The sequence below is a fragment of the Kaistella sp. genome (assembly GCF_041824135.1).
Classification (GTDB): domain Bacteria; phylum Bacteroidota; class Bacteroidia; order Flavobacteriales; family Weeksellaceae; genus Kaistella.
The window spans coordinates 19,705-40,494 of the sequence record NZ_JBGZYM010000070.1 but is presented as its reverse complement, the minus strand read 5'-3'; the positions used below and the strand labels follow the sequence as shown (position 1 = coordinate 40,494).

Sequence of the window (20,790 nt, the reverse complement as noted above, 5' to 3'; positions counted from 1 at the left end):
AATTATTTCTCAACTGATTAATTGAGAAGGTTTTTAAATTCTTTTATTTTATCTATGTTTTTATTTCCAGCTTCAATTTCAAATTTTGAATTGATATCTAAAGCAAAAGGCTTTTGTTTCAACAATCTTATATTTTCAACGTTTTCTTCTGAAATTCCACCACTTAAAAAGTACGGTTTGTTAATTTTTAATTCATTTAAAATTTGCCAATCGAAAGATTTTCCTGTCCCACCAAATGCTTTCGAATCGGTATCGAAAAGAAAGTAATCGACTTCCAATTTTAAATTTTGAATTTTAAATTTTAAATTTTCTAGTTCAGTTCCTATTCTAAAAACCTTTATAATTCCAATTTGTTTATTCAACTTAAGTCGTAATTCAGAAATAAAGTCATCACTTTCATGGCCGTGAAATTGAACAAAATTGAGTTCTGCTTTTTCCGAAATTTCTAGAATTTGCGCTATAGTTTCATTAACAAAAACTCCTATTTTACCCTTATGATTGATTGATTTTATTTCTGCTAAAGTCAAAGAATTCAAAACATAACGCGGTGACTTATCATAGAAGATAAAACCTAAATAATCAATTTTCAAAGAAATTAATTTTTCGATTTGATCCAGTTTCGTTAAACCGCAAACTTTTAGTTTTGGTTTTTGATCGTTGGTTTTTGATTGTTGGTCCATTCTAAATTCTAAATCTAATTTCTAACTTCTACTATAAAATCTTCGAAGGCATTTCCTGGATTTTTATTTCGCATAAAATATTCTCCCATTAAAAACCCGTCAAATCCTTTTTCTTTCAAAAATCGATAATCTTCAATGGAATAAATTCCGCTTTCTGCAATCGACAAGGTTCCATTTGGCAAAAGGTTTTTCAAATTAACTGAATGCTGCAAGTCAACTTTGAAATCTTTAAGGTTTCGATTGTTGATTCCCACCAGATCGATATTTTTATTGAAGTGATTCAACTCTTCTTTGGTATGAATTTCCAGCAAAACTTCTAAGCCTAATTCGTGTGACAATTCAGTAAATTCTTCAACTTGAATAGGAGAAAGACAACTTGCAATTAATAAAATTACGTCAGCTCCATTGGCCTTTGCTTCATAAAACTGGTATTCATCGATCATGAAATCTTTACGTATAATTGGAATTGAAATTTCATTTCTTACTTTTAAAAGATCCTGCAGCGTTCCCCCAAAAAATTGCTCATCAGTCAAAATTGAAATTCCGCTCGCGCCGAATTTTTCGTAGGATTTTGTAACTTCTAAAACAGCAGATATATCATTGATAACTCCTTTGCTCGGCGACTTTCTTTTAAATTCCGAAATGATTCCACTCCCCGATTTCACGGATTCTTTTAAAGAAAAAGTCTTTCGGTGAAAAAACACTGCATCTTTCAGTTGCACTAAAGAAACTTTCTTTTTAGCAACAGCAACTTCAATTTTTTTGTGTTCAATTATTTTGTCGAGAATATTCATTTTAATCAATTAAAATATTTAAACAACTCAAGGCTTTTCCTTCCATCAAACTTTGTTTTGCCATCTGCAAACAATTTTCGTAATCGCCATATTTTTCGGTATTCTTCAAAGCCATTGCCGCATTGACTAAAACCACGGCATTCTGTTCATACGTTCCTTTTCCTTCCAAAATAGTTTTGAAAATCTGCGCTGCTTCTTCAATGCTGTTTCCGCCAAAAATAGTTTCTGGATCTATATTTCTAAACTGTAATTCTTCGGCTGAATAGATCTTCTCGCCGTTCTTGTCCATGATTTTCGTATCGCTGGTCAAACTGATCTCATCATAACCATCCAAAGCATTTACGAGCAAGAAATCAGCATTTTTCTTTTGCAATAAATATTGATAAATCCTTGCAATCTCCAAGTTTGCAACACCAATCATGGTATATCGCGGTTTCGCCGGATTAATCAACGGTCCTAATAAATTAAAGAACGTTTTCAACCCGATGTTTTTACGCATCGGTGCAATTGATTTCAGAGAAGTATGAAAAATCGGCGCGTGTAAATAACAGAAATTTCCTTTTTCTAGATCGGCTTTTAAGTCTTCTTCGGTTTCTTTAAATCGATAACCCAAAGTTTCCAAAACATTAGACGCGCCACTAATTGTTGAGGCTGCATAATTTCCATGTTTCGCTACTTTTTGTCCAGTTCCGGCAACAACCAAACTCGCCAAAGTTGAAATATTAAAAGTGTTTTTTCCATCGCCGCCGGTTCCGACAATGTCAACCAAATCATCTGTTCCCAAATCAATTTTCGGTGCGAGTTGTTGCAAGGCTTCCGTGAAACCTTCTAATTCGGCGAGCGTAATACTTCGCATCAAGAAAACAGTCACGAAAGATGTCACTTCAATTTCATTAAAGATATTTTTTGAAATTTCTAATAAAATAGATTTCGCCTGGGCTTTACTTAATGTTTGATGATCGAATAAATATTGTAGTATCTCTTTCATTTTAATTATTTAAAAAATTCTCAATAATCTTCTTTCCGTCTGGAGTTAAAATACTTTCGGGATGATATTGAACTGCCTGAACATCGTACGTTTTATGTTGAAGCGACATGATCATTCCGTTTTCATCAACTGAAGTAATTTCTAATTCTTCGGGAAAACCTTCGGGATTTACAGCCCAACTGTGATATCTTCCTACTTCCAAATTTTCGGGTAAATCTCTTAAAAGTCGTGTATCTTTTTTCACCGTTTGAGCATTGGTTGCAACGCCATGATAAATTTCGGTTAGATTAATCAGACTTCCACCAAATGCTTCTGCAATCGCTTGCTGACCAAGACAAACACCTAAAATGGATTTTGTCGGTGCATATTTTTTAATTAAATCAATTAAAATTCCGGCTTCACTCGGAATTCCCGGACCGGGAGAAAGTACAATTTTATCGTACTTTTCAACTTCTTCCAACGTGATCTCATCATTGCGGAAGACCTCTACTTTTTCACCACTAATTTGCTCAATCATTTGAACTAAATTGTAAGTAAAACTATCGTAATTATCGAAGACTAATATTTTCATAATTATATTTTCTTAAATTGAGGTTGCTTTTTTCACCGCCATTTTCAGGGCATTCAGTTTATTATTCACTTCCTGCAATTCGTTTTCAGCAGAGGATTTTGCGACAATTCCTGCGCCGGCTTGATAATATAGCGTGTTGTTTTTGCTTAAGAAAGTTCGAATCATAATCGCCTGATTGCAACTTCCATCAAAACCGACAAAACCAATACAACCACCATAATAGGAGCGCGAAGTTTTCTCATAAGAATCGATTAGTTCCATCGCTTTATATTTTGGTGCGCCACTCAAAGTTCCCTGAGGAAAAGTAGTCGCGATCATTTCATAAGGATTTTGATTTTCTTTAACATCTGCCGTTACTTCGCTGACCAGGTGAATGACGTGAGAAAAAAACTGAACTTCTTTCAATTTGGTAACTGTTGTGTTTTTACCGCAAATACTTAAATCATTTCTCGCCAAATCAACCAACATCGTATGTTCTGCATTTTCTTTAGCATCTTTCTTTAATTCTTCTGCCGCTTCTAAATCTCTTTGAACTTCACCGGTTCTTTTAAAAGTTCCTGCAATTGGGTGAATAATGGCTTTTCCATCTTTAATGATCAACTGACTTTCCGGACTGGAACCCATTAATTTATAATCGCCATAATCAAAATAAAACAAGTAAGGTGAGGGATTAATATGCCGCAAAGCACGATAAACATTGAATTCATCACCGTTAAACTTCTGCTCGAATCTTCTACTCAAAACCAACTGAAAAACATCACCTCTGAAACAGTGCTTTTTTGCAGTTTCCACCAATTCTCGGTATTCCTCATCTTTTAAATTGGACGTTTCATAATCAGTTGTTTTAAAAGGAAAAATAGGGGCGTTTTTCTGATTGATGAGATTTTCAATTTCGATGGTATTTGATTTCAGGCCGTCGATTTTATTTTCTATAATAAACATTTCATCGTTGTAATGGTTGATCGCAATCACATATTGATAAAGGCGATACCGCAATAATGGGATTTTATTTTCTTCAGAAAGTTCTTTAAACTTGATATTTTCAAAAAACGGAATCGCATCATAACTTGTGTAACCAAAAAATCCTTGAGCAGATTTACCGATTTCTTTGGCAGGTTCTTCGCAAACAAAACTTTTGCTAAAATCATTGAGTAATTCACTCAACTTCTCTTTTTCTAAAGCGATTTTTTGAGGATTACCAACAGGAAATTTAATTTCTGCTTCGTCATAATTTCGGATCTCAATTCCGGCAATCGCATTGATGGCGATAAAGGAGAAATTATTGTCGGTGTTTTGATTTCCGGCGCTTTCAAGAAGAATCGTATCGCGAAATTTATCACGAAGTCGCAAGTAAATTCCGACCGGCGTGAAAAGATCGCTCATCACCGATTTTACGGTTGTTTTTATTTTTATAGTTTGATTAAATTTCATGATATTTTTAAAAATTTAGATAAAAAAAAGACTTCAACGGAGCCCGTCAAAGTCTTTTATATGTTTTTACAAACAGAATACAAGATTTGCTTCAGACCCTAAAGGAGTATGAATGCCACCACCAAATATTGTTTGTTCTTGTTTTCATATGAAAATAATTATTTTCTTAAAAGTCAAATGTAACGCTCATTAAGGTAGATTTTCTTTTTGAAAAGATTTCCTCCGCGTTTCATTGAGGCAAATATATAAATGTTTTTTTTACCTGCAAACATTTCTTTTAAATTTTAAGGTTTGATAGTTCGAAAAAAAATTAAGATGTTTGTATAAATAAATTATTATGAAAAAATTCTTAGCAATAGCATTCATTGGCGGATTAGTATTCTCAAGCTGTTCGAAAAAAGAAACAGCAACCGAATCCAACACGATGTTAGGTGAACCAGAAACGCCAACAATACAAGCCTTGCCAGTTCCTGATTCTGCAGCAGTAATCGAGCCGATGGCAGCGGATTCAACATTGGTCAAACCATAATTAAAAAAAATTAGCGGTCTATTTGAGACTGCTAATTTTTTTTACTCTTCTACATTTTTCAGCGCCATTAATAATTGATAAGCGCCTTTGGTTACAAACTTTTTACTTTTATTTTCTTCTTTAAAATTTAAAAGTTCTGTAAAACCATTTTCAGCGTTTCCGATTTCTACCGGAAACATTTTGTAGATTTTAGGTTTGATCTCTTCAAAAACATACTGCTTTTCTTCCCAGGTTACGATGGCGTCATCGGGAATTACAATACCTTCTTCAGATTCTGCTTCCATTTCTGCGTTCATAAAAGTTCCCGGCAGCAATTGCAAACTGCTATCAACAAAACGGCAATAAACCAAAACACTTCTGTCTTCAGAAAAATCTTTTCCTATGATTGAAACTCGGGCTTCGTATTTTTTGGTCGGATTTTGATTGGTATAAGCGAAAACTTTTTGACCAATTTTAATTTTATCTAAATCCTTTTCAAAAACCTTTAAAATTAAATGTAGATCACTATTATTTACGATGTCGAAGATTTTATCCATAGGCGACACGTATTGTCCAATATTGACATTAACGGTAGAAATATACCCTGAGATCGGCGAGGTTACGGCAAAAGTCCGGCGGATATTATTAGCGTTTAAAGAACCAGGATTAATTCCCATCGCGGTTAATTTTTGGGCCATTCCTTTCATCATAATGTTTTGGTTTTGGCTTTCATTAAAAGCTTTTTGGGTCACCTTATCGGAACTGGCTTTATTCTCATTCAGATCTTTTTGACGGGAATAATCCTGTTGCGCGTATTGAAGATTCGATTTTGCCAGGAGATAATCCTGCTGCAGTTGAACCAATTCAGGATTTTCTAAGGTGGCTAAAGTTTGTCCTTTTTTAACAAAATTTCCCGGCATAAATCTCGAGACTCTTACGTAGCCGCCGCTTGGTGCCGAAACGCTTGCCATTCCCTGTGGTGGAACATCAATTTGCCCAGACAGCATAATTTTATGCGCAATGTCTTGATTGTTTAAAGTATTCGTTTCAATCCCAGAATTTTTAATTTGTAAATCGGTTAAAGAAACCTGATCGCCAACGACGGTGCCGATCTCTTCCGGAACAGATTCTTCTTTAGAACAAGATAAAATCGTAAGACTTAATAATATTAAAATTATATTTTTCATTGTTAAATTTTTATTTTTCAGAATCACCGCCTATCATTTTCGAAGTAATTCCTTTGCGATCTGCATTTTCGGCAATAGCGATTCCGGCCAAGTGTAAAAGAATAAAAGCGGGCGTCCAGTAAACTGCTAATTTATGCGTAGTTTCTGCTAGGTCAGCTAGAGATTCTGAGCCGATTTCAAATTTTAAAATGCTTCCTGTTATTATTTGTACTGCAATTAAAACATAGAATCCGAGATACATAAACCCTTGAAATTTCGCTTTGGTAGATGTGGTTTTAACGAATGGGTTTGGAAACTTAATTCCTTTTACAAACATATAAATCACTCTGGCAATAAAGGCAAAAGTAATAATGTAAGCTGCATAAACATGCCACTCAAACATTGGATCCTGAACAGAATGAACGATGGTTCGCAGACTTTTTTTATCTAAATTGAGACTTTGAATTGCTGTATTTTTATTCACAGCATCTGAAATGACTGTTTTGCTCATCCAGTACATTCTGAGAAATCCAGTGGTAAATAGAACCAGCATAAATATTGCAAAAATCCAGTGAAGGACGCGGTGTAGAACGGTATATGTTTTCATTTTTATAAATATTAAATTATTGTTGCGTTAAATTGTTTAACTCAATTATTTTTTCATTCAACAATTTCTGGGTGTCGATGAGTTGGTTTTGAATGTCTAAACTTTGGTTGATCAGAATGGACCATTCCAGATAATTTATTTCACCTTCATAATACAAACGGTTTGCAGTTTTCATAATGGTTTCTGCATTTTTTAAACCTTTGGATTTGTAATAATCGGTCTCACTTTTTAGTTTTTCATATTCACCGAAAAGAACCGCATATTGATTTTTAAGATTTTTGGAACCGAGTTCATAATTATTTTCCGCGATGAGTTGATTGATTTTCTGACCTTCGATCAATGATTTTTGGGCGCCATTAAAAAGTGGAATTCCAAAGCCAATCATTCCGGAATGGAAACGTGCTGATCTTTCGTAAAATTTGTCATCTGCGCCAGTTCCATACATGCTGGAATTGTTATACCCAATATTAAAAGTCGGCAGCAATTTCGATTTCTCTGCATTTAATTTGGCGAGTTCAATATTTTTTTGCTGCTCCAATTGTTTTAAAACAACTGGATTTCCAGCATAATTTAAGTCTTGATTTGGCCCATTCATTTCATAGAAATTTAAATTTTCATTCGAATACATCGTTTCATCATTGATCAGATAATTAAATTGGTACAAAGAAACTTCCCGATCTTTCTTCAGATTCGCTAATTGAATTTCTGCCTGACTTCTGTAATTTTCAGCAGTGGTTTTTTCCAGAATATTACTTTCTCCTTTCTTGAGTCGCAATTCTGCTCTTTTGTAATAATTGGTATATATGGAATCTGCTCTTGAAAGCAATCTTTCTTTTTCATTCTGATAATTGAGTTCATTATAAATCAAAGCGATCTCGCGTTTGAGTTGCCATTTTTGAACATCCAAAGTTAACATGGAATTTTTCCATTCTTCCATCAAAACCTGTTTTTGGGAATTGTAGAAACCGGGTAATCTTAAAGTTTGATTAACCGAAAATTTATTGTCGGTATAAGCAGAGACAAACTGCCCAATTTCTCCGGAAATATTCAACGGATCAACAACGGCGTAAGATTTTTTGATCTTATCCTGATAATCAATCCGAAGTTGTCCGTTCTTTAAATTCAGATTGTTTTTAAAGGCTTTTTCGTAGGCGGATTCCAGGGAAATCGGCGTTTGTGCTTTCAGTTGAATGGCGATCAAAACTGAAAAAGCTATTGTTATTTTTATAAGTTGTTTCATTCTTTTGTCATTTATCTGTAAATTATTATATGATTTTGTTTCGGTTTTTTTGTCATTCCGAAGGAATCTAAATTACTGTCCTATAATTCGTTGAGATTCCTACGGAATGACAAAACTGTGTGATTTCATTTGTTTTTACATTCTTTTTATCCTTGCGAAAATCTGCAGCCTCTCGTCTTTAAGGACGAGAGAAATGTCTGCCCAAAAAAAAACTATTCATCATAACCATCTTCTTCGGCACTTATTTCTACAATTTTTTTACGTCGGTCTGGGAAATGTTCTTCAAACCAAATGTAAATTAAGGGCAATAAATAAAGCGTGAGGAATGTGGCCAAAAGTAAACCGCCGATTACGACTGTTGCTAATGGTCTTTGCACTTCTGCGCCTTCGCCTTGACTTAGTGCCATTGGTAAAAATCCGAGTGAGGCTACTAAAGCCGTCATTAAAACAGGGCGTAATCTGGTTCTTCCACCGATTTTTACGACCTCTTTTAAATCTGAATGAACTAATTTTTGTCGGTTAAATTCTGCGATTAAAACGATTCCATTCAATACTGCAACTCCAAAAAGTGCGATGAAACCAACTCCTGCAGAAATACTGAAATTCATATCCCGAATCCAAAGCGACATAATTCCGCCAATCATAGAAAGTGGAATTGCGGAGAAAATGAGCAATCCGTATTTCACCGAATTAAAAGCGAAGTAAAGCATTAATAAAATCAGCAATAAACTTAAGGGAACCGCGATCATTAAGCGGGATTTCGCATGTTGAAGGTTCTCAAAAGTTCCGCCATAAGAAATGGAATATCCGGGAGGAAGTTTGAAATCTTTTTCAACTACTTTCTGTAAATCTTCGACGGTGGACTGAATATCGCGGTTTCTGACATTAAAGCCGACGATGATTCTGCGTTGTGCATTTTCGCGCTGGATTTGATTGACGCTTTCTTTGAGTTTAACCGAAGCGACGGTGCTCAAAGGAATTTCAGTTCCGGAAGGTGTCGCGATTAAAAGATTGTTGACATCCTCGACATTCTTTCTTTGTTCGCCATCTAAACGAACGACGAGATCAAATTTCTTTTCACCTTCAAAAACGGAACCTGTTGATTGTCCAGCAAACGCAGTGTTGACGATATTATTAACATCTTCTACATTTAAACCGAACTGCGAAAGTGCTTCTCTTTTGTAAGAAATGACAATCTGCGGCATTCCGGAAATGGGTTCTACGTAAATGTTTTGCGCCCCATTGATCTTCTTGGAAATGTCGCCTAACTTTTCTGCGTACACTTTTAAAGTATCCAGATCTTCACCGTAAATTTTTATAACGACATCTTGTCTTGCTCCGGTCATTAATTCGTTAAAACGCATGGCAACAGGATATTGGAAGGAATAGGTAACGCCCACTAAATTTTTCTTTAATTCTGTGGACATTTTTTCAGCAAGATCGTCGTACGTTTTTGCGGAAGTCCATTCTTTACGAGGTTTCAGAATGATCATCATATCACTGGCATCGATCGGCATTGGATCTGTGGGAATTTCACTGCTTCCCGTTTTTCCAACAATCTTTTCGATTTCCGGGAATTTCTTCATTAGTATTTTGGAAGATTGCTGGACGGCATCCGTAGAAGTTTTCAGATTACTTCCGGGCAAAACTCTGGTATCAACCGCAAAATCTCCTTCTGGAAGTGATGGAATAAATTCACCACCCAATCTTGACATTACAAAAAGCGAAATGAAGAACAAGCCAACCACACTAAAGAAAACCAGATTTGGAATTTTTAATACAAAGTTTAAAGTTCGATGATAAAAGCTTTCGAACCTCTCCATCATTCTGTCTGAAAAGTTTTTCTTTAGATTTATTTTTTTAGATAAAAACAAAGAACTCATCATTGGAATATAGGTCAGAGAAAGGATGAAGGCACCCAGCAAAGCGAAAATCACAGTTTGCGCCATTGGTTTGAACATTTTTCCTTCGATTCCCTGTAATGTCAATATTGGTAAGTAAACGATAAGAATAATGATCTGTCCGAAAACCGCCGAATTCATCATTGAACTGGAAGAAGTGTACACTTCTCGATCCATAAATTCCTGGGAAATTTTCTTATCCTGGAACTTAGTTAAATGTTTGAATCGATGCAGAATGGCTTCAACGATGATCACCGCACCATCGACAATTAAACCAAAATCCAGCGCACCTAAACTCATTAAATTTCCGGAAACTCCAAAAATGTTCATCATAATAATGGCGAAAAGCATTGCTAAAGGAATAACCGAGGCCACGATTAATCCCGCACGCATATTTCCGAGAAACAAAACCAGGACGAATATGACGATCAAGGCACCTTCCAATAAGTTTTTACTTACCGTACTGATCGCGTTATTTACCATCTTGGTTCGATCAAGAAAGGCATCGATTTTCACTCCTTCCGGAAGTGTTTTTTGAATTTCTTCAATTCTGGTTTTTACGTCTTTGATGACTTCATTGGAGTTGGCTCCTTTCATCATCATTACGACAGCACCGGCAACTTCACCTTCGCCGTTGTAGGTCATCGCACCATAACGAATCGCTTTTCCGTACTGTACTTTCGCAATATTCTTAATAAGTACGGGAGTTCCGTCGTCTAAGTTTTTAACAACCGTATTTTCAATGTCCGGAATTTGATTCATCAAACCTTCCGTCCTTATAAACAAAACGCTGGGTCCTTTTTCAATATAAGCACCGCCGGTATTTTGATTGTTCTTTTGCAATGCCTCAAAAACTTCGGTAATCGTAACGCCCATCGATTTAAGAATGGCGGGATTTATAGCGACTTCATATTGTTTTAAATAGCCACCAAAACTGGCAACGTCTGCTACTCCGGGAGTTCCAAGTAATTGTCGGCGAACGATCCAATCCTGAATAGTACGCAATTCCATCGGATTATAGCGATGTTCGTAGCCTTTTTTCGGACGGACAACATATTGATAAATCTCCCCTAAACCCGTGGAAATTGGGGCCATTTGCGGAACTCCTAAACTTACAGGAATATCCTTCGAGACTTGTTGAAGCCGTTCTGCAACTTGTTGACGAGCAGACATTAAATCGATATCGTCATGAAAGACAATCGTAATTACCGATAAACCAAAGCGCGAAAAACTTCGCATTTCCTTGATTCCCTGAATATTGTAATTGATCTGTTCTAAAGGAAAGGTGATAAACCGTTCGACATCGGGCGCGCCCAAACTTGGCGAAACGGTGATGATTTGAACCTGATTATCAGTGATATCAGGAACCGCATCAATAGGTAGATTTCTGAGTTCAAACAATCCATAAATAATTAAACCAAGCGTCATCAAAATGATGATCAGTTTATTTTTTATGGAAAATTCTATTATTTTATTAAGCATATTTTTTCTTTAAAAAGTTGCCAGAGCATGATACGCTGACATTGTTAATCATCATGTTTATCACTTTTGGAAGCCGGACCGTTGCCTTCATAATTTCGATAGTCGAAGTCTTGGCCCGTTCTGATTTCGGTATGGCGAATTTCGCCGCCTGTAGTCCCGGCTTTCTGTGCAAAAAATAATGCAACGACCGCGAAAATGCCAACAACAAAAGGGGCATATTTAGAGATGACGGAGTTTTTTAAACTGGCAATGAGAGCAATCAAGGAAATTGCTCCTAAAACATACGTTAAGGTTGCAAATATTTCAGAGACTTCTTCATGTTTTTTTATCAGATTTTCAGAAAGGCCTGCGATTTTTGTTGCAGAATCTTCGGCACCTTCACCTGTTCCCATGGCAGCAATGGAAGTAATTGCTCCAAGAATAAAAATGATATAAGCATTTCGTTTAGTGACTTCGGATTTAGTGAAAATTCCGATAAGAAGTATTATAATTCCAACGATAGGAAATATAATCGGCATATGGTTGACCACCAAATGCAAATGTAATTCGTCCATTTTTTTTAATTTAAAATTAAACTATAAGTAAGATTAATGACTGTCAAAATCGAAAGACCAGACATCATTATTTAGACTGAAATTTTAAATTAAATTTTTGGAGGTTCCCAAATTTTAGAAAAAACCGAAGGATAGTATTTTTCAGAATACGAAAAATGAGTCGAACGATCCACATAAATGGATTGTTGTAAAATGTTTAAACTTGGACTTTCTGGCGGAATATTGAGATTAACAATCGAATGGGAAAAATCATGCGTTTTGAAAGGCAGTTTCATATCCTGTTTGTAATCACTGTCTACAATCTGCTCATCAATATAATGCATCTTAATGAAGGCATAAATTGACATATCGTGATTCGCCATTTTGTGTGAAATAAAATGCTCAACCAATCTCGGCATTTTCACCAGTTGTCTGACCTCACTAAAAGAAGTAAGATAAGTACACAATAGGAAATAAATAAACCATTTTTTCACAACACAAATTTACGGAAAATAGTAGATAGAATATAATATGTTGCAAATTTGGAATCAATCCAAATAAATATCATGTTTATCTGGAGGAAAATCTTTAGAAATGAAATGACTTTTAAAAATGAAATAATTACTACTCAATCTGTAAATCTATCTTGAATTTCAACATTGAAATCTTAGCGAAAAATTTACTAAATTTGTACTCTTAAAATAGCAAGACAAATGCAGTTATCAGAACAGGAAATCATCAGGAGAGAAAAGTTACAAACCCTGGAAAAAATGGGCATCAACGCTTTTCCGGCCGAAGAATATAAAATTACAGATACCTCTAAAACCATTAAGCAAGATTTTGTTGAAGGTAAAAAAGTTACGATTGCTGGTCGTTTGATGAGCCGTAGAATTCAGGGGAAAGCAAGTTTTGCGGAACTTCAGGATTCGGAAGGTAAAATTCAGGTTTACTTTAATAGAGATGAAATCTGTACTGGTGAAGATAAAACGCTTTACAATGACGTTTACAAACACCTTTTAGACATCGGTGATATTATCGGAATTGAAGGTGAACTGTTCAATACACAAGTTGGTGAAATGACCGTGAAGGTTACGGATTTCAAAATTCTAACAAAATCATTAAGACCACTTCCTTTACCAAAAGTTGATGCTGAGGGAAATACTTTCGACGCTTTCAATGATCCAGAACTTCGATACAGACAACGTTATGTAGATTTAATCGTAAATCCACAAGTTAAAGAAGTTTTCATTAAAAGAACAAAATTGTTCAATGCGATGCGGACTTACTTTAATAATGCAGGATATTTTGAAGTGGAAACACCTGTTTTACAGTCAATCCCAGGTGGAGCCGCTGCAAGACCGTTTATCACGCATCACAACGCTTTAGACATTCCATTATATTTAAGAATTGCCAACGAATTATATCTGAAAAGATTGATTGTAGGTGGTTTTGATGGTGTTTATGAATTCTCGAAAAACTTCAGAAATGAAGGTATGGACAGAACTCACAATCCGGAATTTACCGTAATGGAAATTTATGTAGCTTACAAAGACTACAATTGGATGATGGATTTCACGGAAAAATTAGTGGAATACTGTGCGATTCAGGTAAATGGAACTACGAAAGGAAAATTCGGAGAGCAGGAAATTGATTTCAAAGCACCGTTTGAGAGAATTTCAATGACAGATGCGATTATAAAATACACCGGTTTTGATATTACTGGGAAATCAGAACAAGAACTTTTTGATTTCGCAAAATCGATCGGAATTGACGTCAATGAAACGATGGGTAAAGGAAAATTAATTGATGAAATTTTTGGGGGAAAATGTGAAGGAAACTTTATTCAGCCAACTTTCATTACCGACTACCCTATCGAAATGTCGCCTTTAACAAAAAAACACAGAAGCAAAGAAGGTTTAACCGAACGTTTCGAATTGATGATTTGTGGAAAAGAAATCGCGAATGCTTATTCAGAATTAAATGATCCTATCGATCAAAGAGAGCGCTTTGAAAAACAAGTAGAATTAGGTAAAAAAGGTGATGATGAAGCAATGTTCATCGACCAGGATTTCCTGCGTGCTTTGGAATACGGAATGCCGCCAACTTCAGGATTAGGAATTGGAATGGACCGTTTGATCATGTATTTAACCAACAATCCTTCAATTCAGGAAGTTTTATTTTTCCCTCAAATGAAACCAGAGAAAGCAACGCCAACTTTCGAACTGGATGAAGATGAGAAATTGGTTTTGGAGATTTTGAATTCTTCAGAAGAACCGATGACTTTAGGCGTTGTGAAAGTAAAATCTCAACTTTCCGGAAAGAAATGGGACAAAGCGACGAAAAATTTAACTAAATATAATTTAGTAAAAGTGGAGAAAATTGATGATGTGGTTTGGATGAAAACAATCTAAATTTTATTCTTGCAAAAAATAAAAATCCTCAAATTTTGAGGATTTTTTTGTGGAAAACCAACCCAATTTTATGACTTCTTTAACTTTCATATTCCGAGGAAATTCAGTATATTTGTTAGCATTTTGAAATAGAAGAAAATCACTTTATTTTCAGTAAAATTTTAATCAAAAGTAGTAAGAAATTCAAGGCGGATTCGCCTTGATGAATATAAAAAATATGAGCCAAAAAGAATATACAGCGAGTAGTATACAAGCGTTAGAAGGAATGGAGCATGTGAGAATGCGTCCATCAATGTACATTGGAGATGTAGGATCAAGAGGTTTGCATCATTTAGTTTATGAAGTAATCGACAACTCGATTGATGAGGCTTTAGCCGGACATTGCAACACGATTTCTGTAGTTATCCACGAAGGTGAATCGATTTCTGTAAAAGATAACGGTCGTGGGATCCCGGTAGACATGCATGAGAAGGAGCAAAAATCAGCATTGGAGGTCGTAATGACCAAAATTGGTGCGGGTGGTAAATTCGACAAAGATTCTTATAAAGTTTCCGGAGGATTGCACGGTGTTGGGGTTTCTTGTGTGAATGCACTTTCTAATTCATTAATTGCAACTGTTTACAAGGATGGTAAAGTTTACCAGCAAAAATATTCAAAAGGAAAAGCCTTAGCTGATGTTGCTGAAATCGGGACCACTGATGAAAGAGGAACGGAGGTTTTCTTCCAGCCTGATGATACTATTTTTCAGGAACTGATCTATAGTTATGATACTTTAGCAAGCAGATTACGTGAACTTTCTTACTTAAATAAAGGGATTACGATCACGCTAACGGATGAAAGAGTTACAGAGGAAGACGGCAGTTTTAAAAGTGATGTTTTCCATTCGGAAGGTGGATTAAAAGAGTTTGTAGAATACATCGACGGAAACCGTGAAAGCATCATGAATAATGTAATTTTCATGGAAGGTGAAAAAGACAATATTCCGGTTGAAGTTGCGATGAGATACAATACTTCTTATAATGAGAATCTACATTCTTATGTAAATAACATCAACACACACGAAGGTGGAACTCACCTTGCAGGTTTCAGAAGAGCGCTTACAAGAACTTTAAAGAAATTTGCTGATGAATTAGGACTTCCGGCAAAAGAAAAAGTAGAAGTTACAGGTGATGATTTCCGTGAGGGATTAACTGCTGTGATTTCTGTTAAAGTAATGGAACCTCAGTTTGAAGGTCAAACCAAAACGAAATTAGGAAACTCTGAAGTTTCCGGTGCTGTTGATAAGATCGTTGGTGAAATGCTTTCTAACTTCTTAGAAGAGCATCCAAACGAAGCAAAAATTATTGTACAGAAAGTAGTTCTTGCAGCGAAAGCGCGACAGGCAGCGAAGAAAGCAAGAGAACTTGTTCAGCGTAAATCACCAATGGGCGGAAGTGGACTTCCAGGAAAACTTTCTGACTGTTCCTCTAAAGATCCAGAGATTTCTGAACTTTTCTTAGTCGAGGGAGATTCGGCAGGTGGAACGGCTAAGCAAGGCCGTGACCGTCATTTCCAGGCGATTCTACCTTTACGTGGTAAAATTTTGAATGTTGAAAAATCGATGCTTCATAAAGTATATGACAACGAAGAGATCAAAAACATTTACACTGCATTAGGAGTTTCGGTAGGAACAGAAGAAGATAGCAAAGCTTTAAATATCTCCAAATTAAGATACCATAAAGTGGTGATTATGTGTGATGCCGATATTGACGGTGCTCACATTGCAACTTTAATTATGACCTTTTTCTTTAGATACATGAAGGAACTTATTGAGAATGGCTATATCTATATCGCTCAGCCACCTTTATATCTTTTGAAAAAAGGAAATAAGAAGGTTTATGCCTATAATGAAAAAGAACGTGAAGAAATTACGCTGGAAATGTCACCAGACGGAAAAGGAGTTGAAGTTCAACGTTACAAAGGTCTTGGGGAAATGAATCCTGAACAGCTTTGGGATACCACTCTAAATCCTGAACGCAGAACCTTAAAACAAATTAGAATCGAAAGTTTAGCAGAAGCTGACAATGTATTCTCTATGTTGATGGGTGACGAAGTTCCACCACGACGAGCATTCATCGAGAAGAATGCTGTTTATGCAAAAATTGATGTTTAATTATATCTAAGAAATTTAAAAAAGCTGTTCATTGATTTGAGCAGCTTTTTTTATGAAATTATTAATGAAACAAGCCATTTTATTTGAATCTCATTTTCCTATAAAAAATTCGATATATTTGATACAATTAAAACTTAAAACGATGCTAACTTTATTACAAACTAATCCTTACAACGGAATGGATTCCGGAGATGCCGCAACTTATTTTGCGATCATGGGCGGAGCTCTGATTCTCTCTTTGATTTTGTATTTGCTGTTTTCCTTCTGTGTTTACAAAATATTCCGAAAAGCAGGTAGAGAAGATGCTTGGGCAGCCTTTATTCCAATTTATAACACAATCGTAATGGTTGATATTATTAAAAAACCGATTTGGTGGTTTATCATGCTGCTGATTCCATTTATCAATATTATCTTTGGAATTATGATGGCTGATCGATTAGCAAAGTTCTTCGGCAAAGACACGCTAATGACTGTGGTACTGGTGTTATTTCCGTATATTGGTTTGCCTGTGCTTGCATTTGGCGACGCCGTTTATCATCCGAATGCTTTGCCCGATGATAGAAAATAAAATTAAATATTAAAACCGTCAGTCAGACGGTTTTTTTTTCAGTCTAATTGTTTTATTTTTACGTCAGTAAAATTTTGATTAAATTTAAGAATGAAAAATCTAGTAGCACTTTCCCTATTATTATCAATCGCAGTTGTAAGTTGTAAAAAAGATAAAACCTCAAAAGATGATTCCACCATTATCAATACAGAAATCGTAGCGGAAACACAAAGCTTCCAAATCGATTCGGTTCGGGTGAAAGATTCCTTGAAAATAGATAAAAATCTAACCTTAGGTTTTGAGTCAAACTTATTGGTATTTCCAGGTCTTAAAGACAAAGCACTTTTAGATTCTATTTACGCTCCAAAGCAAATTCGACTAACAGATTACTCTAAAGCAAATCTTAGTGAAGATATCCATAAAAAAAAGACAGTGTACTACGACGAGCAAAAAGCATCTTTAAAAGAATATAGTCCTGAGTTCGCCCAAAACTGGTTTAACAATGGCGATATGAAGTTATTTTCAAAAGATAATGATTTCCTGACTGTTCAGTACACCGGCGACGGTTACACTGGCGGAGCACATGGTTACTACTATGAAAACTATAAAGTGTTTGACCTTAAAAATAATAAATCCGTTCAATTATCTAATGTTGTTTCCAATACAGATTCTTCTTTATGGAAAAACATTTTAATGGACAATTTTTTAAAAAATGATTTAGAGAAAGGACAGGCTGAAATGATTTTAGTCAAAGACATTCCGCTGAATGATAATTTTTATTTCGACAAAGAGTTTCTTTATTTCCTTTACAATCAATATGAAATTACCGCTTATGCAGCTGGAACTGTTTTAATTAAAATTCCACTATCGGATATTAAACCTTTGCTGACCGAAGAATTCATTCAGCGTCAAGGTTTATAATAATTTTATAAAGCAGGCTTTTATCGCTTGCTTTTTCTATTTTTGTACCCCATGAAAAATGTCGCCTTTATCATCAATCCGTTTTCTGCGAAGAAAAATTATCAGCCTTTTTTAGATGCGCTTCAGGAGCAAGTTGATCAACCGAATTTCTACATTTCTAAATCTTTAGCAGGAACTGAAAAATTCATTAAAGACCACTTTGATACCACTGTTATTTTTGTGGCAGTCGGCGGAGATGGAACCATTTCGTCCGTCGCAAAACAATTGATCAATACCGGAAAAATTCTGGCCATATTTCCAGCTGGATCAGGAAATGGTTTTTCTAATGAGAATAATTTTAGCAAGAATTTAGATGAACTTTTAGTAAAAATAAAAGCCAATCAATTTCGTGAAATCGACACTTTCAAAGTGAACAACCTACTGTCAATCAATGTTTCAGGAACTGGTTTCGACGGAAAAGTAGTAAAGCAATTTGAAAAAACGAGCCGTGGCTTTAAAAATTATATTAAAATATCCATCAAAACTTTCTTTAATTTTAATCCGATCCACGTAAAATTTAAAACCGAAGAATTTAAGAAACACGATGGTGAATATCTGATGCTGAATATTGCAAATACCCGTCAGTTCGGCAATAACGCTTATATCGCTCCTCACGCCAGCACGGTTGACGGTTTGGTAGAGATCGTTTTGGTTAAGAAATTTCCGTTATATTATGGAGCTTTATTTGCAGCAAGAATGTTTTCTAAGAACCTAAAAGAAGATCAATACATCACCTATCTTTCTGTTCCCGAAATCGAATTTACAGTGGATACGAACGATTGGCATTTGGACGGTGAGTACAATGAAATCACCTCTCCTATTCAAATTAAAGTACTGCCAAAAAGTTTAAAGATTTTAAGTTAGGTCTGATCCTGCAATCCTTTTTTGTAGGTTTCCAAAGCTCTTAATCTCGCAAACTTATGCTCAACAATCGGTTCTGGATATTGTTTGGTTCCAAATTCTTTGACCCATTTTTTAATGTATTTAAAATCAGGATCAAATTTCTTTTGTTGCTCTGCTGGATTGAACACCCTAAAATAAGGAGCCGAATCACAACCTGTACCTGCACTCCACTGCCAGTTTCCATTATTGGCAGATAAATCGTAATCCATTAATTTTTCCGCAAAATAAGCTTCACCAATCCGCCAATCCATTAACAGATGTTTGGTGAAAAAACTTGCACAAACCATTCGAACACGATTGTGCATAAATCCGGTTTCATTCAATTCCCGCATTCCTGCATCTACAATCGGATAACCAGTTTTTCCTTCCTGCCATTTTGTCAAAAGCTCTTCGTCGTAAAGCCAGTCAATATGATCATATTTCCGTTTAAACGATTCGGTGACCACTTTTGGATAATGATATAATATCTGCATGAAAAATTCTCGCCAGATCAACTCTTTTAAATAAGTTTCATTAAGCTGACTTGCTTCTGCAGCTAGTTTACGCACACTGATCGTTCCAAATCGAAGATGAGCACTCATTTCAGAAGTTGGCGTCGTGGGAAAATTTCGGGTTTCGTGATAAGTCTTTAAAATATTGCGGTTAATTTGCGGAATCTCAAATTGGTAAGAAGTTTCTTTAAATCCAATTTGATCTAAAGATAATTCCTGTTTTTCAACATCAACTAAATGATGGAGGAGTTTCTCACTGGCATAAAACTGCACTTTTTCACCATTAAACTTACTGAGCCATTGTTTTGAATAAGGCGTGTAAATAGAATACGGCGTTCCATCGGATTTCAAAATATCATCTTTATGAAAATGAACCTGATCTTTAAAAGAATGAAATTCAATATTCTTTTGATTTAAAAACTCTTCTATTTCTAAATCTCTTCTAATTGCTGAAGGTTCGTAATCTTCATTGCAGAACACTTTTTCAATCGTATATTTTTCCGAAAGTTCTTTAAAGACAGTTAGTGGTTTCCCATGAAGAATCTTGATCGACTTTCCTGATTTTTCTAAAAATTGATTTAAAATATTTAAGACCTGAACGATTAAATCAACTCGGCGATCTTCTTTATTTTCTAATTTTGATAAAATTTCGGTATCAAAAATAAAAACAGGCACAACCTTTTCAGAAGATTCTAAAGCTTTAAAAAGTCCATGATTATCGGCTAAACGCAAATCGCGCCGAAACCAAAAAACTGATATTTTATCAGGCATTTGAAACCATTTTCAAAAGATTTGTTGGTTCTTCATCACGCAAATTGGTATAAATGGTGTGATGGAAAGTGTTGAGTTTTTTCAGAGAAATCAACAAGTGCTCCTTTTCATTTTCATTTAGTTTACCACACATAATTTTAGAAACCATGGTGATGTCTTTCATCGATTCCGTGAATACTTTTTTCCCTTTTTCTGTAACAGAAATTCGGGTACTTCTTTTATCGTCTTTGTCAGGCGTTTCTTCGAAGAGTCCATTTCGAACCAGTCGTTTGATAATCTCGATGCCCGACTGTTTTTCGTGGGCATTTTTTTCGATGAGCTGCATTTTGGTTAAAGATGGATAATCCATCAACCTGAAAAGATAAGTAAAATCCTCATTGACCAAATCGCGATGATTTTCCAAAGATTTTTTAATTAAATGTTTAGAATACCTGCCCAACATAATCACTTGTTTTGCGATTTCATTTTCAAGATCATTTACTTCTAACTCAAATTTATCCGAAAGGTTTCTGGGCGTTTCTTTTTCGTAGGCCTTCTGATTCAGATACAATCTAAAATCCTCTAAACTTGTTTGAGTACTCGGCTGAATTTTTTGAAACGTATCTAATTCTGTTAAGATATCTATGATTAAATTTAATTCCATGATTGGATATT

The 20,790-nt window shown here is 35.3% G+C and carries 19 protein-coding genes; 6 read left to right on the top strand and 13 right to left on the bottom strand.

What is annotated here, in order from left to right:
- Positions 1-17: 17 nt before the first annotated feature.
- From ACEYOS_RS07745 to ACEYOS_RS07725, 5 genes are read right to left on the bottom strand one after another with little or no spacing between them, the layout of a single operon-like run.
- A complete protein-coding gene (locus ACEYOS_RS07745) occupies positions 18-680 on the bottom strand; it encodes a phosphoribosylanthranilate isomerase (RefSeq protein ID WP_373707768.1) in 663 nt (220 codons plus the stop codon).
- A 14-nt stretch (positions 681-694) separates the two neighbouring features.
- Positions 695-1,474, bottom strand: a complete 780-nt coding sequence (trpC, locus tag ACEYOS_RS07740) for an indole-3-glycerol phosphate synthase TrpC (RefSeq protein ID WP_373707767.1) — start codon at positions 1,472-1,474, stop codon at positions 695-697.
- 1 nt (position 1,475) lies between these two features.
- Positions 1,476-2,462, bottom strand: coding sequence for an anthranilate phosphoribosyltransferase (gene trpD / locus ACEYOS_RS07735; RefSeq protein ID WP_373707766.1), 987 nt, complete (start codon positions 2,460-2,462; stop codon positions 1,476-1,478).
- Between the two features lies 1 nt (position 2,463).
- Complete coding sequence (locus ACEYOS_RS07730; protein ID WP_373707765.1) at positions 2,464-3,033, bottom strand: aminodeoxychorismate/anthranilate synthase component II; 570 nt, start codon at positions 3,031-3,033, stop codon at positions 2,464-2,466.
- A gap of 12 nt (positions 3,034-3,045) precedes the next feature.
- The gene (locus tag ACEYOS_RS07725) at positions 3,046-4,464 is read right to left on the bottom strand and encodes an anthranilate synthase component I family protein (RefSeq protein ID WP_373707764.1); all 1,419 of its coding nucleotides are present in this window, start codon (positions 4,462-4,464) and stop codon (positions 3,046-3,048) included.
- A gap of 337 nt (positions 4,465-4,801) precedes the next feature.
- Here ACEYOS_RS07725 and ACEYOS_RS07720 point away from each other — a divergent pair, with 337 nt between their 5' ends.
- Positions 4,802-4,993: a hypothetical protein gene (locus tag ACEYOS_RS07720; RefSeq protein WP_373707763.1), complete on the top strand. Its 192-nt coding sequence runs from the start codon at positions 4,802-4,804 to the stop codon at positions 4,991-4,993.
- Positions 4,994-5,034: 41 nt separating this feature from the next.
- On the opposite strand, the gene ACEYOS_RS07715 is transcribed toward ACEYOS_RS07720, so the two are convergent.
- The 6 genes from ACEYOS_RS07715 to ACEYOS_RS07690 all read right to left on the bottom strand — a co-directional run bounded on the left by ACEYOS_RS07715 (position 5,035) and on the right by ACEYOS_RS07690 (position 12,395).
- Positions 5,035-6,159, bottom strand: coding sequence for an efflux RND transporter periplasmic adaptor subunit (locus tag ACEYOS_RS07715; RefSeq protein ID WP_373707762.1), 1,125 nt, complete (start codon positions 6,157-6,159; stop codon positions 5,035-5,037).
- Between the two features lie 10 nt (positions 6,160-6,169).
- Positions 6,170-6,745, bottom strand: coding sequence for a cytochrome b/b6 domain-containing protein (locus tag ACEYOS_RS07710; RefSeq protein WP_373707761.1), 576 nt, complete (start codon positions 6,743-6,745; stop codon positions 6,170-6,172).
- A gap of 16 nt (positions 6,746-6,761) precedes the next feature.
- Positions 6,762-7,985 (bottom strand): TolC family protein, encoded by a 1,224-nt coding sequence (locus ACEYOS_RS07705; protein ID WP_373707760.1) that lies wholly within the window; start codon positions 7,983-7,985, stop codon positions 6,762-6,764.
- 212 nt (positions 7,986-8,197) lie between these two features.
- Positions 8,198-11,368: an efflux RND transporter permease subunit gene (locus ACEYOS_RS07700; RefSeq protein WP_373707759.1), complete on the bottom strand. Its 3,171-nt coding sequence runs from the start codon at positions 11,366-11,368 to the stop codon at positions 8,198-8,200.
- 44 nt (positions 11,369-11,412) lie between these two features.
- Positions 11,413-11,922 carry a hypothetical protein gene (locus tag ACEYOS_RS07695; protein WP_373707758.1) on the bottom strand — a complete coding sequence of 170 codons (510 nt, stop codon included), beginning with the start codon at positions 11,920-11,922 and terminating at the stop codon, positions 11,413-11,415.
- An 89-nt stretch (positions 11,923-12,011) separates the two neighbouring features.
- Entirely contained in the window at positions 12,012-12,395 is a 384-nt protein-coding gene (locus ACEYOS_RS07690; RefSeq protein ID WP_312819996.1) for a hypothetical protein, read from the bottom strand.
- 219 nt (positions 12,396-12,614) lie between these two features.
- On the opposite strand from ACEYOS_RS07690, the gene lysS reads away from it, so the two are divergent.
- From lysS to ACEYOS_RS07665, 5 genes are all read left to right on the top strand, one after another.
- Positions 12,615-14,312 carry a lysine--tRNA ligase gene (gene lysS / locus ACEYOS_RS07685; protein WP_373707757.1) on the top strand — a complete coding sequence of 566 codons (1,698 nt, stop codon included), beginning with the start codon at positions 12,615-12,617 and terminating at the stop codon, positions 14,310-14,312.
- A gap of 217 nt (positions 14,313-14,529) precedes the next feature.
- On the top strand, positions 14,530-16,464 hold the full coding sequence (gene gyrB, locus ACEYOS_RS07680) for a DNA topoisomerase (ATP-hydrolyzing) subunit B (RefSeq protein ID WP_373707756.1): 1,935 nt from the start codon (positions 14,530-14,532) through the stop codon (positions 16,462-16,464).
- Positions 16,465-16,606: 142 nt separating this feature from the next.
- A complete protein-coding gene (locus ACEYOS_RS07675) occupies positions 16,607-17,032 on the top strand; it encodes a DUF5684 domain-containing protein (RefSeq protein ID WP_373707755.1) in 426 nt (141 codons plus the stop codon).
- A gap of 90 nt (positions 17,033-17,122) precedes the next feature.
- Positions 17,123-17,932, top strand: coding sequence for an RsiV family protein (locus ACEYOS_RS07670; protein WP_373707754.1), 810 nt, complete (start codon positions 17,123-17,125; stop codon positions 17,930-17,932).
- 51 nt (positions 17,933-17,983) lie between these two features.
- Entirely contained in the window at positions 17,984-18,835 is an 852-nt protein-coding gene (locus ACEYOS_RS07665; protein ID WP_373707753.1) for a diacylglycerol kinase family protein, read from the top strand.
- Here ACEYOS_RS07665 and ACEYOS_RS07660 read toward each other — a convergent pair.
- Entirely contained in the window at positions 18,832-20,136 is a 1,305-nt protein-coding gene (locus ACEYOS_RS07660) for a deoxyribodipyrimidine photo-lyase (RefSeq protein WP_373707752.1), read from the bottom strand. The two genes, ACEYOS_RS07665 and ACEYOS_RS07660, sit on opposite strands and share 4 nt — an antisense overlap.
- Positions 20,129-20,779: a MarR family winged helix-turn-helix transcriptional regulator gene (locus tag ACEYOS_RS07655; RefSeq protein ID WP_373707751.1), complete on the bottom strand. Its 651-nt coding sequence runs from the start codon at positions 20,777-20,779 to the stop codon at positions 20,129-20,131. The genes ACEYOS_RS07660 and ACEYOS_RS07655 overlap by 8 nt, the downstream gene beginning before the upstream one ends.
- Between the last annotated feature and the right edge of the window lie 11 nt (positions 20,780-20,790).